Here is a 13,124-nt window from a genome sequence, read left to right as displayed (position 1 = left end):
TGAGGTTGTCCCAGAGTTTGCCCCGGAGGTCGTCATGGTCAGGCTCAACAAGATCTACACCCGCACCGGCGACGCCGGCACCACCGGGCTCGGGACCGGCGAGCGGCGGCTGAAATGCGACCAGCGCGTGGAAGCCTACGGCGCCGTGGACGAGGCCAATGCCTGCATCGGCATGGCCCGTGTCCACACGGCATCCGCACATCCTCTCATCGACGCCATGCTGGGGCGCATCCAGAATGATCTGTTCGACCTCGGCGCAGACCTTTCGACGCCGGACACCGGCCGGAAGCTGGACTACGAGCCGCTGCGCATCATTGCTTCGCAGGTCGAGCGCGTCGAGCAGGACATCGATCTGCTGAACAAGGATCTCCAGCCGCTGCGCTCCTTCGTGCTGAACGGCGGAACGCCGGCGGCGGCCGCGCTGCATCTGGCGCGCACGGTGGCCCGGCGCGCCGAGCGCGAGATGGTGGCGCTGGCCCAGCAGGAGGGCGAGCACGTCAATGCCGAAGGCATCCGCTACATCAACCGCGTGTCGGATCTGCTTTTCGTTGCGGCACGGGCCGTCAATGACAACGGAAATGCCGATGTGCTATGGGTTCCGGGCAAGAACCGCTGAGCCCGTATCCACAGGAGCCGCATGTTCATCCCGCTTTATGACACCAACCGTCTGCACCACATACGGTTTGCCTATGTCACGATCGGGCTGATCGCGCTCAACATCGTCGTCTATTGCGTTACGACGCTGGGCGGCGAGGATTTCTCCAACGCCGCGATGCTTGGGCTGGGCTTCATACCGTCGGTCGTCTACCACTATGCCGAGCTGGCGCCGCAGTTCATCGTGGTGCCGGAGCGCTGGAGCTACCTCACCTATTCCTTCCTACATCTGGATGTCCTGCACCTTGGCGGCAACATGCTGTTTCTGTGGGTGTTCGGCGACAATGTCGAAGATGCCATGGGGCATCTGCGCTTCCTCGCCTTCTATCTGCTGAGTGCTGCGGCCGGCGCCTTGATGCACGGGCTGGTGGCGCCGGAATCGCAGGCGCCGCTGATCGGTGCATCCGGCGCGGTGGCCGGCGTCGTCACCGCCTATCTGATGCTTTATCCGCGCAACAAGGTGTGGATCCTTGCTTTCGCCCGCATTCCGTTGCGGGTGCCTGCCGGGTGGGCGCTGGCGGCCTGGATCGGCCTGCAATTCGTGATGTTCCTGTGGGCGGGGGAAGACCAGATTTCATGGGCCTGCCATGTCGGCGGCATTCTGGGCGGTGCGGTGCTGCTGCTTCTGTTCAAACGCCGGGACGTGCCTTTGTTCGCGCCGGCAGAAGTGGCTGATGCTGCCGCTGAGGATGACGTAACGTTGGCTCCGGTGGCCGTGAGCGAAGATAAGCCGGCTGCGCGTTGGGGCAGGCAGTAAAGCAGACAATTCAAACGATTTTGTTTGCACTGCACATATTGACGGGCCAAAGGGCCGCAACTACGGTTCCGCCCGCCTGAGGAAGCCCTCCCGCCACTACAGGGTGCCGCATACCAGTCTATGGCGAACGGGCCTATAGCGAACGGAAATGTCGGCTTTGAACAATTTTGACTGGAAAAGCGCTGTTATGGCGCACCCAAGGAAATCTCGAGAGGTGAGTGCAACATGAAAGTTCTCGTCCCCGTCAAGCGGGTTGTTGATGCGAATGTGAAGGTTCGCGTGAAGGCGGACGGCAGCGGTGTTGAGCTTGCCAATGTGAAGATGGCGATGAACCCGTTCGACGAGATCGCGGTCGAGGAAGCGATCCGCCTGAAGGAAGCGGGCAAGGTTACGGAGATCGTCGTGGTCTCGGTCGGCCCGCAGCAGGCGCAGGAGACGCTGCGCACGGCGCTGGCCATGGGCGCCGACCGCGCCATTCTGGTGAAGTCGGACGAGGCGGTCGAGCCGCTGGGCGTCGCCAAGGTGCTCAAGGGTGTGGTCGAGGCCGAACAGCCGGGCCTGGTGGTCATGGGCAAGCAGGCGATCGACGACGACAGCAACCAGACCGGCCAGATGCTGGCAGCGCTTCTGGGCTGGGCACAGGGCACCTTTGCCTCGAAGGTCGAGCTCGACGGCGACAAGGCCAGGGTTACCCGCGAGGTCGACGGCGGTCTGCAGACGGTGGAGTTGAAGCTGCCGGCGATCGTGACCACGGACCTGCGCCTCAACGAGCCGCGCTATGCCTCGCTGCCCAACATCATGAAGGCCAAGAAGAAGCCGCTGGACGAGAAGAGCCCGGCCGATTTCGGCGCTGATGTGGCGCCGCGCCTGAAGGTTGTGAAGACCGAAGAGCCGGGCGGCCGCAAGGCGGGCGTGAAGGTTGGCTCGGTGGCCGAGCTTGTCGACAAGCTCAAGAACGAAGCCGGCGTGCTCTAAGCGAAGCGGAAAGGGACAAAGACAATGGCAATTCTTCTGATCGCCGAACATGACAACGCCTCGCTGTCGGACCAGACGGCCAAGGCGCTCTCCGCCGCTCTCCAGATCGGCTCCGACGTGGATGTGCTGGTCGCCGGCAAGGGCGCGAAGGCTGCCGCCGATGCCGCTGCAAAGCTGAAGGGCGTGCGCAAGGTGCTGCTGGCCGAGGCCGACGAGCTGGCCGAGCGTCTGGCCGAGCCGTATGCGGCACTGATCGTTTCGCTGGCCGGCAATTACGACGCCATCGTCGCGCCGGCGACCTCGTCGGGCAAGAACGTCGCCCCGCGCGTTGCGGCGCTGCTCGATGTGGCGCAGATCTCCGAGATCATCGAGGTCGTGTCGGCCGACACGTTCAAGCGCCCGATCTATGCCGGCAACGCCATCCAGACGGTGCAGTCGGGCGATGCGAAGAAGGTCGTGACCGTGCGCACGGCTTCCTTCCAGGCCGCCCCCGAGGGTGGTTCGGCCGCGGTCGAGAGCGTTTCGGCCGCCTCCGATCCGGGCGTGTCGTCCTTCGTGGAGAACAAGCTGTCGGAGAGCGACCGTCCGGAGCTGACATCCGCGAAGATCATCATCTCGGGTGGCCGCGCGCTGGGTTCGGCCGAGAAGTTCCAGGAAGTGATCCTGCCGCTGGCCGACAAGCTGGGTGCTGCCGTCGGCGCTTCGCGCGCCGCCGTCGATGCCGGCTATGCGCCCAACGACTGGCAGGTGGGCCAGACCGGCAAGGTGGTCGCGCCCGAGCTCTACATCGCCGCCGGCATCTCCGGCGCCATCCAGCATCTGGCCGGCATGAAGGATAGCAAGGTCATCGTCGCCATCAACAAGGACGAGGAAGCCCCCATCTTCCAGGTCGCCGACTACGGCATCGTCGGTGACCTCTTCACCATCATCCCGGAGCTCCAAAAGGCGCTTTGACCGCCAAGCGCAATACGTATTAAACTGTCAGGGACGGGGTGGACGCAGTCGCCCCGTCCTTTTAGTTTGCAGTGCACAAATATCAATCAGACGGGGTCAGGAATGAGCAGGATCGGAACGGTCGGCATCGTCGGAGCGGGGCAGATGGGCGGAGGCATCGCGCATGTTTCGGCTCTCGCCGGCTATGACGTGCTCGTCTACGACATTTCCTCCGACCGCATTGAAAAGGGTCTCGCCACCATCAGTGGCAACCTCGCGCGGCAGGTGTCTTCCGGCAAGCTCGACGAGCAGGTCCGCAAGGAAGCGCTTTCGCGTATTTCCGGCGCCCAGTCCATGTCCGATCTGGCCGCCGCCGATCTCGTCATCGAGGCGGCGACGGAAGACGAGACGGTCAAGCGCAGGATTTACGCCGAGCTTTGTCCGCAGCTCAATCCGGCGGCCATCCTTGCGACCAACACCTCCTCCATCTCCATCACGCGCCTTGCGGCGCAGACAGATCGTCCGGAGCGTTTTATCGGCATCCACTTCATGAACCCGGTGCCGGTGATGAAGCTGGTCGAGCTGGTGCGCGGCATCGCCACCGACGACCAGACCTTCGAGACGGCGAAGGCCTATGTGAATGCTCTCGACAAGACGATCACCGTCTCGGAAGATTTCCCGGCTTTCATCGTCAACCGCATCCTCCTGCCGATGATCAATGAGGCGATCTACACGCTTTACGAAGGCGTGGGCTCGGTCGAGGCGATCGATACGGCGATGCGGCTTGGCGCCAACCATCCGATGGGCCCGCTCCAGCTCGCCGACTTCATCGGCCTCGATACCTGCCTGTCGATCATGCAGGTGCTGCATGACGGGCTCTCGGATTCCAAGTACCGCCCGTGCCCGCTGCTGGTGAAATATGTCGAGGCCGGCTGGCTGGGCCGCAAGGCAGGCCGCGGCTTCTACGATTACCGGGGCGAGCATCCGGTGCCGACGCGCTAGGTTAAGGGCCCTATGTCTGGATATAGCCGACCAAATACCCCCGCAGAAGTTGAACGGAGGTTACGACAGGAGGCGGGCTTTGGCTGTGTCCGGTGCGGACATCCTTACATAGAATATCATCATATTGTGCCTTTTTCTGAGGAAGAGCATTTCAGACCTGATGACATGGTTGCACTTTGCGGCAACTGCCATCCTGCGGTTGCTAAGAAAAGCAGGCAATATGCCTATGATCTTAAAGACAAGCCTTACAATATCAAAAAAGGAGTGGTTCAGGGGGCACTCGAATACAATAAGTCCAACCTTGTATTCAAGGTTGGTGGGAATTGGTACGAGAACACGCCCATTATCCTCCAGTTCCAAGGGCTGCCAATCATTAGCTGTAAGCTGGCTGACGGCGAAGCAAAAGTGTCGCTTAATCTTCTGGATCGCCATGGCGGTTTGCTGTTAGCAATACGAGATAATAACATTGCGTTCCGAGTGAACGATTTTTGGGACTTTGAATATAAGCACAATCTTGCAGTCGTGCGATTTGGTCCCCGCGACGTTGGTTTGAAGATGGTTTTAGAGGTTCCGAAGCAACCATTGAGGGGAGGCTGTGGTTGGGTCAAAGCCAAGTCCGCTTGGGGCGTGAGCAGACTACTTTGCCTGGAAACAATATTTTTCGAGGCAATAGAATGTCGAACTGCGGTGTTGGTATCAGCATCGGTTAGATCGGCTGATCATCAACGATGCAAAAGTTCGAGTTCCATTCTGAAATGAAAAACGCCGACCGGAAATCACCGGTCGGCGTTTTCATATGGATTGTCGCGCAGGCCGGCGCCGATCAGGCGAAGGTGCCGTGGCAGTGCTTGTACTTCTTGCCGGAGCCGCAGGGGCAGGGCTCGTTGCGGCTGACCTTGCCCCATGTCGCCGGATCGGCCGGATCGCGGTCCTCGGGGGCCATGACGGCACTGGTATCAGCGCGCAGCAGCACGGCCGAATCACTAAAATCGTCCTCGCCGGTGGTGGCGTCGATGTGCTGGCCATGCGCTTCCGGCGCCTGGGGGGGAGGAGCGTCCGCTGCCTGGCGCACCAGCTCGACGCGCATGAGCTGCGCGGTAACAGCCTGACGCAGATTGCCCAGCATGGCCTGGAACAGCTCAAAGGCCTCGGCCTTGTATTCCTGCAGCGGGTCGCGCTGGGCGTAGCCGCGGAAGCCGATCACCGAACGCAGATGGTCGAGGTTGACGATGTGCTCGCGCCACAGATGATCGAGCGTCTGCAGCATGATCGAGCGTTCGACATAGTTCATCACATCCGGGCCGAAGCGTTCGGCGCGGTCCTTCGCGGCGGCCTCGGCGGCCTCGGTAATGCGCTGGCGAATATCCTCCTCGGCGATGCCTTCTTCCTTCGCCCATTCCTCGACGGGCAGGTCGAGATTGAGGTACTGGGCGACCTCGGCGCGCAGCCCTGCCAGATCCCACTGTTCGGGATAGGCGTTCTCGGGGATTGCCTTGTTGACGATTTCCTCGATGACGCCGGTCCGCATCTCCGCGATCGTCTCGCCAAGGCCTTCGCCGTCCATCAGCTCGATGCGCTGTTCGAACACCACCTTGCGCTGGTCGTTGGCGACGTCGTCATATTTCAGCAGGTTCTTGCGGATGTCGAAGTTGCGGGCCTCAACCTTGGTCTGGGCCTTTTCCAGAGCCTTGTTGATCCACGGATGGATGATGGCCTCGTCTTCCTTCAGGCCGAGCTTCTGGAGCATGCTGTCCATGCGCTCGGAGCCGAAGATGCGCATCAGGTCGTCCTGAAGCGAGAGATAGAATTTGGAGCGGCCGGGGTCGCCCTGACGGCCGGAGCGGCCGCGCAGCTGGTTGTCGATGCGCCGCGATTCGTGGCGCTCGGTGGCGAGAACGTAGAGCCCGCCGGCGGCCAGAGCCTGCTCCTTCAGCTTGGCAATGTCCTCGCGGATCGCCTTCTCGCGCGCCTCGCGCTCGGGGCCGGCCGGCATGTCGCCCAGCTCTTCCTCGATGCGCATGTCGGCATTGCCGCCCAGCTGGATATCGGTGCCGCGGCCGGCCATGTTGGTAGCGATGGTGACTGCGCCCGGCTTTCCGGCCTGCGCGACGATCGACGCTTCGCGCTCGTGATGTCGGGCATTGAGGACCTCGAAGTCGGTCAGCCCGTCCTTCTTCAGCCTCTCAGCCAGATATTCGGACTTTTCGATGGAGGTGGTGCCGACGAGGATCGGCTGGCCCTTGGCGCGCGCCTCCTTGATTTCCTTGACGATCGCCTTGTATTTCTCTTCGACCGTCCGGTAGACCTCATCATCCTCATCGATGCGCTGGACGGGGAGGTTGGTCGGGATTTCGGTCACTTCCAGGCCGTAAATGTTGCCGAACTCCTCGGCCTCGGTCAGCGCCGTGCCGGTCATGCCCGACAGCTTCTCATACATGCGGAAGTAGTTCTGGAAGGTCACCGAGGCCAGTGTCTGGTTTTCCGGCTGGATCTGGACGTGTTCCTTGGCCTCCAGTGCCTGATGCAGGCCTTCCGAATAGCGGCGGCCGGGCATCATGCGCCCGGTGAATTCGTCGATGATGACAATTTCGTTGTCGCGGACGATATAGTCCTTGTCCCGCTGGAACAGGCGGTGCGCCTTCAGCGCGTTATTGACGTGGTGAACCATGGCGACGTTCTCGACGTCGTATAGCCCGTCGCCCTTCAGCAGGCCGGCGGCGCGCAGCATGCCTTCGAGCTTCTCGGTGCCATCCTCGGTGAAGATGGCGGTCTTCTGTTTTTCGTCGACCTCGTAGTCTTCCGGCTTGAGCTGGATGATGAAGGCATCAACGGTATTGTACATCTCGGAACGGTCCTCAAGCGGACCGGAGATGATCAGCGGCGTGCGGGCCTCGTCGATGAGGATGGAGTCCACCTCGTCGACGATGGCGTAGTTGTGGCCGCGCTGAACCATCTGCGCGCGCTCGTACTTCATGTTGTCGCGCAGATAGTCGAAGCCAAGCTCGTTGTTGGTGGCGTAGGTGATGTCGCAGGCATAGGCATCGCGGCGCTCTTCGTCGGAGAGCCCGTGGACGATGATGCCCACCGTGAGGCCGAGGAACCGATGGAGCTTGCCCATCCAGTTCGCGTCGCGCGAGGCGAGGTAGTCGTTGACGGTAACGACATGGACGCCCTTGCCGGTGAGGGCATTGAGATAGGTCGGCAAGGTGGCGACCAGAGTCTTGCCTTCGCCGGTGCGCATCTCGGCGATGCCGCCATTATGCAGCACCATGCCGCCGATCATCTGAACGTCGAAGGGGCGCATGCCGAGCACGCGCCGCGCTGCTTCGCGCACGGTGGCGAAGGCGGGAATCAGAAGGTCGTCGAGGGTCTTGCCATCGGCAAGCTGTTTGCGGAATTCGTCGGTGCGCGCTCTCAGCTGTTCGTCGGAAAGAGCCTTCAGCTGCTCTTCCAGCGCGTTTATTTCCGCAACCCGGGCTCGGGTCGCCTTGATGCGCCGATCGTTTGAGGAACCGAAGATCTTACGGGCGAGTCCGCCAAGACTGACCATGAAATGGCCCTTTCAATTGCAATCCTGAATATCGCGGCAGATGCCGGTTTGCTCCGTCATATCCGCCATTGCGCATAGGGAATACCATAAATCGCTTGGAAAACGGTTATGGACGCAAAGTCGTGGGACAGATAAGAGTCGCCACCACCGATGTCAACGGCACGATCTTTTTCGCATGAATGCGCGGAATTCCGCCACATTTTCGCTAACTGGAAGTGCTTTGAAACAGTTGCAATCTCCACCGGAGTTTCTTTCATGTCATTTTCGTACCGTCGCGTGTCGCTGGCCAGCCTTGGCATGGCCGTTGGCCTTTCCGCTCTGGCTCTGGCGCCGCTCGCGGCCCAGGAGCAGGCTCCGGCCGCAGCTGCGGCAGAAGCTGCAACCCCGGTCGATCCGAAGGCCGTCGTTGCCACCGTCGATGGGCAGACGATCACCGAAGCCGATCTGGAACTCGCGCAGAGCGAGCTTGCCCAGCAGTTCGCGCAGTTGCCTGAGGCCCAGCGCCGGGCCGCAGCCCTCTCGGCCGCGATCGAGGTGAGGGTGCTGTCCAACAAGGCAATTGCTGAAGGCCTCGACAAGGATGAGGATTTCCAGCGCCGCGCCGCCTTCCTCCAGGCCCGCGCTCTGCATGGCCAGCTGGTCGAGAAGGAAGTTGTCGGCAAGATCACGGATGACGAAATCCGTGCCCGCTATGACAAGGAAATTTCAGCCACCACGCCCGTCAACGAGGTCCACGCCCGCCATATTCTGGTGAAGACCAAGGAAGAGGCCGACAAGATCGTCAAGGATCTGGACGGCGGCGCCGATTTCGAGAAGCTCGCCAACGAGCACACCACCGACCCGAGCGGCAAGACCAGCGGTGGCGATCTCGGCTATTTCGGTCCCGGCCAGATGGTGCCGGAATTCGAAAAGGCCGCCTTCGAAATCGCACCGGGCAGCTATGGCAAGGAGCCGGTGCAGACGCAGTTCGGCTGGCACGTCATCAAGGTTGAGGACAAGCGCGCCAAGGAGCCGCCGGCGTTCGATATGGTCAAGGAGCAGGTCAAGTCGCTGCTGATCCGCGACAAGTATTTCGCGCTGGTCAAGGACGCCCGCGCCGCGGCCAAGATCGACATTCCCAACGCTGACCTGAAGAAGGCCGTCGAAAGCGCCGACGGCGAATAAGCCACTTTCCCTGGATGGGGAAACAGAAAGGCCGGTCCGATGACCGGCCTTTTTCATGACGGTCCGTCCAGAACCTTCAAACGCCTTGCGTGACGTTGCGCGATGAGGCAAATCCTGTCGCGTTCCACCTTTTTCAGCCGAGGCCACATGTCCGCTGCCATTTCCCCGCTTGCCCCCAAGAAATATCCGAAAATGCCGGCCATCGAGGGCGTGCGCATGGCGACCGCGGAAGCGGGCATCAAGTACAGGGGTCGTACCGACCTGCTGGCCATGGTGTTTGATGCGGGCACTGCCGTGGCTGGCGTGTTCACCCGCTCGAAATGTCCTTCCGCCCCCGTCGACTTCTGCCGGGAGAACCTGCCGGGCGGCAAGGCGCGGGTGCTGGTCGTCAATTCGGGCAATGCCAATGCCTTCACCGGCAAGAAGGGCCGCGAGACGACCTCCGCCACCGGCAAGGCGGCGGCGAAGGCAGCGGGTTGTGCCGAGGGCGAGGTTTTCCTTGCCTCCACGGGCGTGATCGGCGAACCGCTCGATCCGGCCCGGTTCACGCATCTGCTTGATGCGCTGGTCAGCGATGCGAAGCCCGAGCTCTGGAAAGAGGCCGCCAGCGCCATCATGACCACCGACACCTATCCCAAGGTGGCGACGGCGACGGTGAAGCTTGGTGACGTGGACGTGACCATCAACGGCATCGCCAAGGGCGCGGGGATGATTGCGCCGGATATGGCGACGATGCTCTCCTTTGTTGCCACCGATGCGCCGATCGCTGCGCCTGTGTTGCAGGCGCTGCTGTCCGGCGGCACGGCAAAGACCTTCAACGCGGTGACCGTCGATTCCGACACGTCGACCAGCGACACGCTGCTTCTGTTTGCAACCGGCGCCGCTGCAAAGCGCGGCGCGCCTGCCATCAACGACGTGAAGGATCCGCACCTGTCGTCCTTCAAGCGCGCACTCGGCAAGATCCTGAAGTCGCTGGCCTTGCAGGTCGTGCGCGATGGCGAGGGCGCACGCAAGCAGATCGAGATCACCGTGGAGGGCGCAAAATCGGCTCGCTCGGCCAAGCGCATCGCGCTTGCCATCGCCAATTCACCGCTGGTCAAGACCGCTGTCGCCGGCGAGGACGCCAACTGGGGCCGGGTGGTGATGGCCGTCGGCAAGGCGGGCGAACCGGCCGACCGCGACCGCCTGTCGATCTGGTTCGGCGACAATCGCCTTGCCCATGAGGGCGAACGCGACGTTTCCTATTCCGAAGAGGCGACATCGGCCTATATGAAACGCGATGAGATCGCCATCCGGGTCGATCTGGGCATCGGCAGGGGCAAGGCCACGGTGTGGACCTGCGACCTGACCAAGGAATATGTCACCATCAACGGAGACTATCGGAGCTGACCACCGTGATCCATCCGAGCGAGCAACTGGCTTCGGTGCGCCGCTTCGAGGCGGCGGGCTTCCGCGCGTGGCCGGCTGCCGCTGTCCATTACGATGGCACCTGGGTGATCCGGCTGACCGCCGGGCATCCGGCCAAGCGTCTCAACTCCGTCAACCCGCTCGACCGGGGCGATGTGGCCAGCATTACGGAGCGTGTGGCGCGCGCCGGCCGCCGTTTCGAGTCCTATGGTCGTCCCCTCACATTTCGCGTGTCGCCGCTGGCAGGGCCTGAGCTTTCCGCATGGTTTGATGGCGAGGGCTGGTCCCGCTTCGACGATTCGCTGGTCATGAGCATGCCGCTGGTCGAGGCGCAGGTTGATGAGGCCATCGACCAGATTCCATTGAAGGATATCGGACGCTTCGTGTCGGCTTCGCTGGAAGTGCAGGGGGCGGATGCTTCTCTGCGCGCAGGTCTTTCCGAGATCATTGGCGCGATACAGCCGCAAACCGGACTGTTTGCGATGGAACGCGGGAATGAGCCGCTTGCCAGCCTGATCTGCGTTCACGACGGTGATCTGGCCGGGCTGTTCGAGATTGCGACCCGTGCCGGAGAGCGTCGGCAGGGACATGGCCGCAAGCTGGTTCTGTCGGCGCTGAAATGGGCGCGCCTGCGCGGGGCGCGGCAGGCGTGGTTGCAGGTGGAAGCCGCCAACGAGCCGGCGCTTGCGCTTTACCGCTCCCTCGGGTTCACCGAGGTCTATCGTTATCACTATCGCCGTCCGCTCGGAGCCTGAAAGCGTGACCGACAAGCCGAGACGTCTTTTGCTGGTCAGCGCCTGCGCGCTCGTCGACGCCGACGGGCGGGTGCTGATCGCCCAGCGGCCGGAAGGCAAGCAGCTTGCAGGCCTGTGGGAATTTCCCGGTGGCAAGGTGGAGCAGGGCGAAACGCCGGAGGAGTGCCTGGTGCGGGAGCTGCGCGAGGAGCTTGGCATCGAGACGCAGATCCCGTGCCTCGCACCGCTGACCTTCGCCAGCCACACCTATGACGATTTCCACCTGCTGATGCCGCTCTATGTGTGCAGGCGCTTCACCGGCACGCCGCAGCCGCGCGAGGCGCAGGCGCTGAAATGGGTGCGCCCGCGCCAGATGCGCGACTATCCGATGCCGCCGGCCGATGCGCCGCTGATCCCCTTCCTGATCGATCTTCTGTAACGGGGCAACGCCTCCGGCGTTTCGCTTTAAGGTTGTATTAAGCATGTTCTGAAAAACTGAACATGGCTTCGGTCCTTTGCTGGTCCGTAGGGGTGTGGGCAATTTTCCGGGGAGGCCGGTTTGAGTCTCGACAACGACTGGGAAAGAATTCGCGGGCGCCGCCAGGCGGTCGTGAGACGCGGAGGCATGGGCGTGTTGCGGCTTTCGCTGCTTTTCGGAACGGCGGCTGCCGCCCTCACCCTGCTGGTAACGCCATATCTGGCGGACAGGACCGCTCGCCAGTTGTCCCGCGCCGAGCCGGCGGGACTTGATTTCATGAGCACGGGTTCCGTGGCGCGTGGCACAAACACATACACCATGCGCAGAAGCGTGTTGCAGGCTTCCAACACCGGCGTCTGCATCATTCGCGCCAATGGCTCACGCAGCGGAGATTGCTGAACCGCGGCACTTTACCCTGCGTTAACGCTGTTGCGTTAACCTTCCTTAATCCCTGCCCGATAGGTTCTCTTCAAAAGAGGGGCATTCGCGCATGGTCGTTCTCATCCGGCAGTTCCTTGCAGACCAGACCGGCACTGCCGCGATCGAATATGGCCTCATCGCTACACTGATCACGCTTGCCATCATCGTGGCGCTCGGCGGAGCCGCGGATCAGGTAACGGCCATGTGGGGATCGAACGATTCAAAGATCAGCCAGGCCATGAGCAGCCCATAAGGGACTATTCTCCACGTGCGCACTGGATGATGGCGGCCCGCAACTCGTCCAGCCCCTGATTCTTTTCCGAAGAGGTTGCCAGAACGGCCGGGAACGCTGCCGGACGCTTGCGGATTTTCTGCAATGTATCCTCGATCAGTCGCGGCACGCCGGCGGCTTTGATCTTGTCGGTCTTGGTCAGCACGATCTGATAGGAAACGGCTGCCTTGTCGAGAAGGGACAGCACGTCCTCGTCATTGGCTTTGATGCCATGGCGGGAATCGATGAGCACATAGACGCGCTTCAGCGTCACGCGGCCTTTCAGATAGTCGAACACCAGCTTCGTCCACTGATCGACATGCTCCTTGGGCGCCTGCGCATAGCCGTAGCCGGGCATGTCGACCAGCGCCAGCGGCGGCAGGTCGGCATCCTGCCCGGAAAATCCATCGGGAACGAAATAGTTCAATTCCTGCGTGCGGCCGGGGGTGTTGGAGGTACGCGCCAAACCCTTTCTTGAGACCAGCGCGTTGATGAGCGACGACTTGCCGACATTGGAGCGGCCGGCAAAGGCGATCTCCGGCGGGCCTTCGGGCGGCAGGAATTTCATCGCCGGCACGCCGCGGATGAAAACCCATGGGCGTGTGAACAATGCGATATCGAGGCCGGAGGTTGCCGCCGTGGCAACGCTGGTCTGATCGGGCGCGGTCATGAAATGCCTCTCACGCTGGAGCCGCGATCATTCTGGCGAATGTGGGTTCGCTGCTCCAGATATTTCTTTGTAGCCATATTGCTGCGGTGCCGGACGATTTCGTCCGGTC

General features: G+C 62.0%; 15 protein-coding genes. 12 read left to right on the top strand and 3 right to left on the bottom strand.

From position 1 onward, the window contains the following. Positions 1-34 precede the first annotated feature (34 nt). The 6 genes from AC5XE7_RS04355 (at position 35) to AC5XE7_RS04330 (ending at position 5,080) form a co-directional block, all read left to right on the top strand. Positions 35-616, top strand: a complete 582-nt coding sequence (locus AC5XE7_RS04355; RefSeq protein ID WP_495364974.1) for a cob(I)yrinic acid a,c-diamide adenosyltransferase — start codon at positions 35-37, stop codon at positions 614-616. 21 nt (positions 617-637) lie between these two features. After that, on the top strand, positions 638-1,411 hold the full coding sequence (locus AC5XE7_RS04350; RefSeq protein ID WP_495364973.1) for a rhomboid family intramembrane serine protease: 774 nt from the start codon (positions 638-640) through the stop codon (positions 1,409-1,411). A gap of 225 nt (positions 1,412-1,636) precedes the next feature. Continuing rightward, positions 1,637-2,386, top strand: a complete 750-nt coding sequence (locus tag AC5XE7_RS04345; RefSeq protein ID WP_280198346.1) for an electron transfer flavoprotein subunit beta/FixA family protein — start codon at positions 1,637-1,639, stop codon at positions 2,384-2,386. A 24-nt stretch (positions 2,387-2,410) separates the two neighbouring features. After that, on the top strand, positions 2,411-3,340 hold the full coding sequence (locus AC5XE7_RS04340) for an electron transfer flavoprotein subunit alpha/FixB family protein (protein WP_495364972.1): 930 nt from the start codon (positions 2,411-2,413) through the stop codon (positions 3,338-3,340). A gap of 102 nt (positions 3,341-3,442) precedes the next feature. After that, positions 3,443-4,321 carry a 3-hydroxybutyryl-CoA dehydrogenase gene (locus AC5XE7_RS04335; protein WP_495364971.1) on the top strand — a complete coding sequence of 293 codons (879 nt, stop codon included), beginning with the start codon at positions 3,443-3,445 and terminating at the stop codon, positions 4,319-4,321. Positions 4,322-4,333: 12 nt separating this feature from the next. After that, the gene (locus AC5XE7_RS04330) at positions 4,334-5,080 is read left to right on the top strand and encodes an HNH endonuclease (RefSeq protein ID WP_495364970.1); all 747 of its coding nucleotides are present in this window, start codon (positions 4,334-4,336) and stop codon (positions 5,078-5,080) included. A 64-nt stretch (positions 5,081-5,144) separates the two neighbouring features. Here the strand turns inward: AC5XE7_RS04330 and secA are convergent, their stop codons facing one another. Both secA and AC5XE7_RS04320 read right to left on the bottom strand, forming a co-directional pair. Further along, positions 5,145-7,871 (bottom strand): preprotein translocase subunit SecA, encoded by a 2,727-nt coding sequence (gene secA / locus AC5XE7_RS04325; protein ID WP_495364969.1) that lies wholly within the window; start codon positions 7,869-7,871, stop codon positions 5,145-5,147. Positions 7,872-7,927: 56 nt separating this feature from the next. Beyond that, positions 7,928-8,128 carry a hypothetical protein gene (locus tag AC5XE7_RS04320; protein ID WP_495364968.1) on the bottom strand — a complete coding sequence of 67 codons (201 nt, stop codon included), beginning with the start codon at positions 8,126-8,128 and terminating at the stop codon, positions 7,928-7,930. Between AC5XE7_RS04320 and AC5XE7_RS04315 the strand changes: the two genes are divergently transcribed. The 6 genes from AC5XE7_RS04315 to AC5XE7_RS04290 all read left to right on the top strand — a co-directional run bounded on the left by AC5XE7_RS04315 (position 8,127) and on the right by AC5XE7_RS04290 (position 12,327). Continuing rightward, positions 8,127-9,035, top strand: a complete 909-nt coding sequence (locus tag AC5XE7_RS04315; RefSeq protein ID WP_495364967.1) for a peptidylprolyl isomerase — start codon at positions 8,127-8,129, stop codon at positions 9,033-9,035. The two genes, AC5XE7_RS04320 and AC5XE7_RS04315, sit on opposite strands and share 2 nt — an antisense overlap. Before the next feature lie 147 nt (positions 9,036-9,182). Further along, entirely contained in the window at positions 9,183-10,424 is a 1,242-nt protein-coding gene (argJ, locus tag AC5XE7_RS04310; protein ID WP_495364966.1) for a bifunctional glutamate N-acetyltransferase/amino-acid acetyltransferase ArgJ, read from the top strand. Positions 10,425-10,429: 5 nt separating this feature from the next. Beyond that, positions 10,430-11,197 carry a GNAT family N-acetyltransferase gene (locus AC5XE7_RS04305; RefSeq protein WP_495364965.1) on the top strand — a complete coding sequence of 256 codons (768 nt, stop codon included), beginning with the start codon at positions 10,430-10,432 and terminating at the stop codon, positions 11,195-11,197. A 4-nt stretch (positions 11,198-11,201) separates the two neighbouring features. Next, on the top strand, positions 11,202-11,615 hold the full coding sequence (mutT, locus tag AC5XE7_RS04300) for an 8-oxo-dGTP diphosphatase MutT (protein ID WP_183833211.1): 414 nt from the start codon (positions 11,202-11,204) through the stop codon (positions 11,613-11,615). Between the two features lie 120 nt (positions 11,616-11,735). Continuing rightward, a complete protein-coding gene (locus AC5XE7_RS04295; RefSeq protein ID WP_239799576.1) occupies positions 11,736-12,053 on the top strand; it encodes a hypothetical protein in 318 nt (105 codons plus the stop codon). A gap of 91 nt (positions 12,054-12,144) precedes the next feature. Beyond that, the gene (locus AC5XE7_RS04290) at positions 12,145-12,327 is read left to right on the top strand and encodes a Flp family type IVb pilin (RefSeq protein WP_183833207.1); all 183 of its coding nucleotides are present in this window, start codon (positions 12,145-12,147) and stop codon (positions 12,325-12,327) included. Positions 12,328-12,331: 4 nt separating this feature from the next. On the opposite strand, the gene yihA is transcribed toward AC5XE7_RS04290, so the two are convergent. Beyond that, complete coding sequence (gene yihA / locus AC5XE7_RS04285) at positions 12,332-13,015, bottom strand: ribosome biogenesis GTP-binding protein YihA/YsxC (protein WP_495364964.1); 684 nt, start codon at positions 13,013-13,015, stop codon at positions 12,332-12,334. Between the last annotated feature and the right edge of the window lie 109 nt (positions 13,016-13,124).

This window comes from Aquamicrobium sp. YD-1-mutant5 (assembly GCF_059509755.1).
This window is presented reverse-complemented; position numbering and strand designations above follow the sequence as displayed.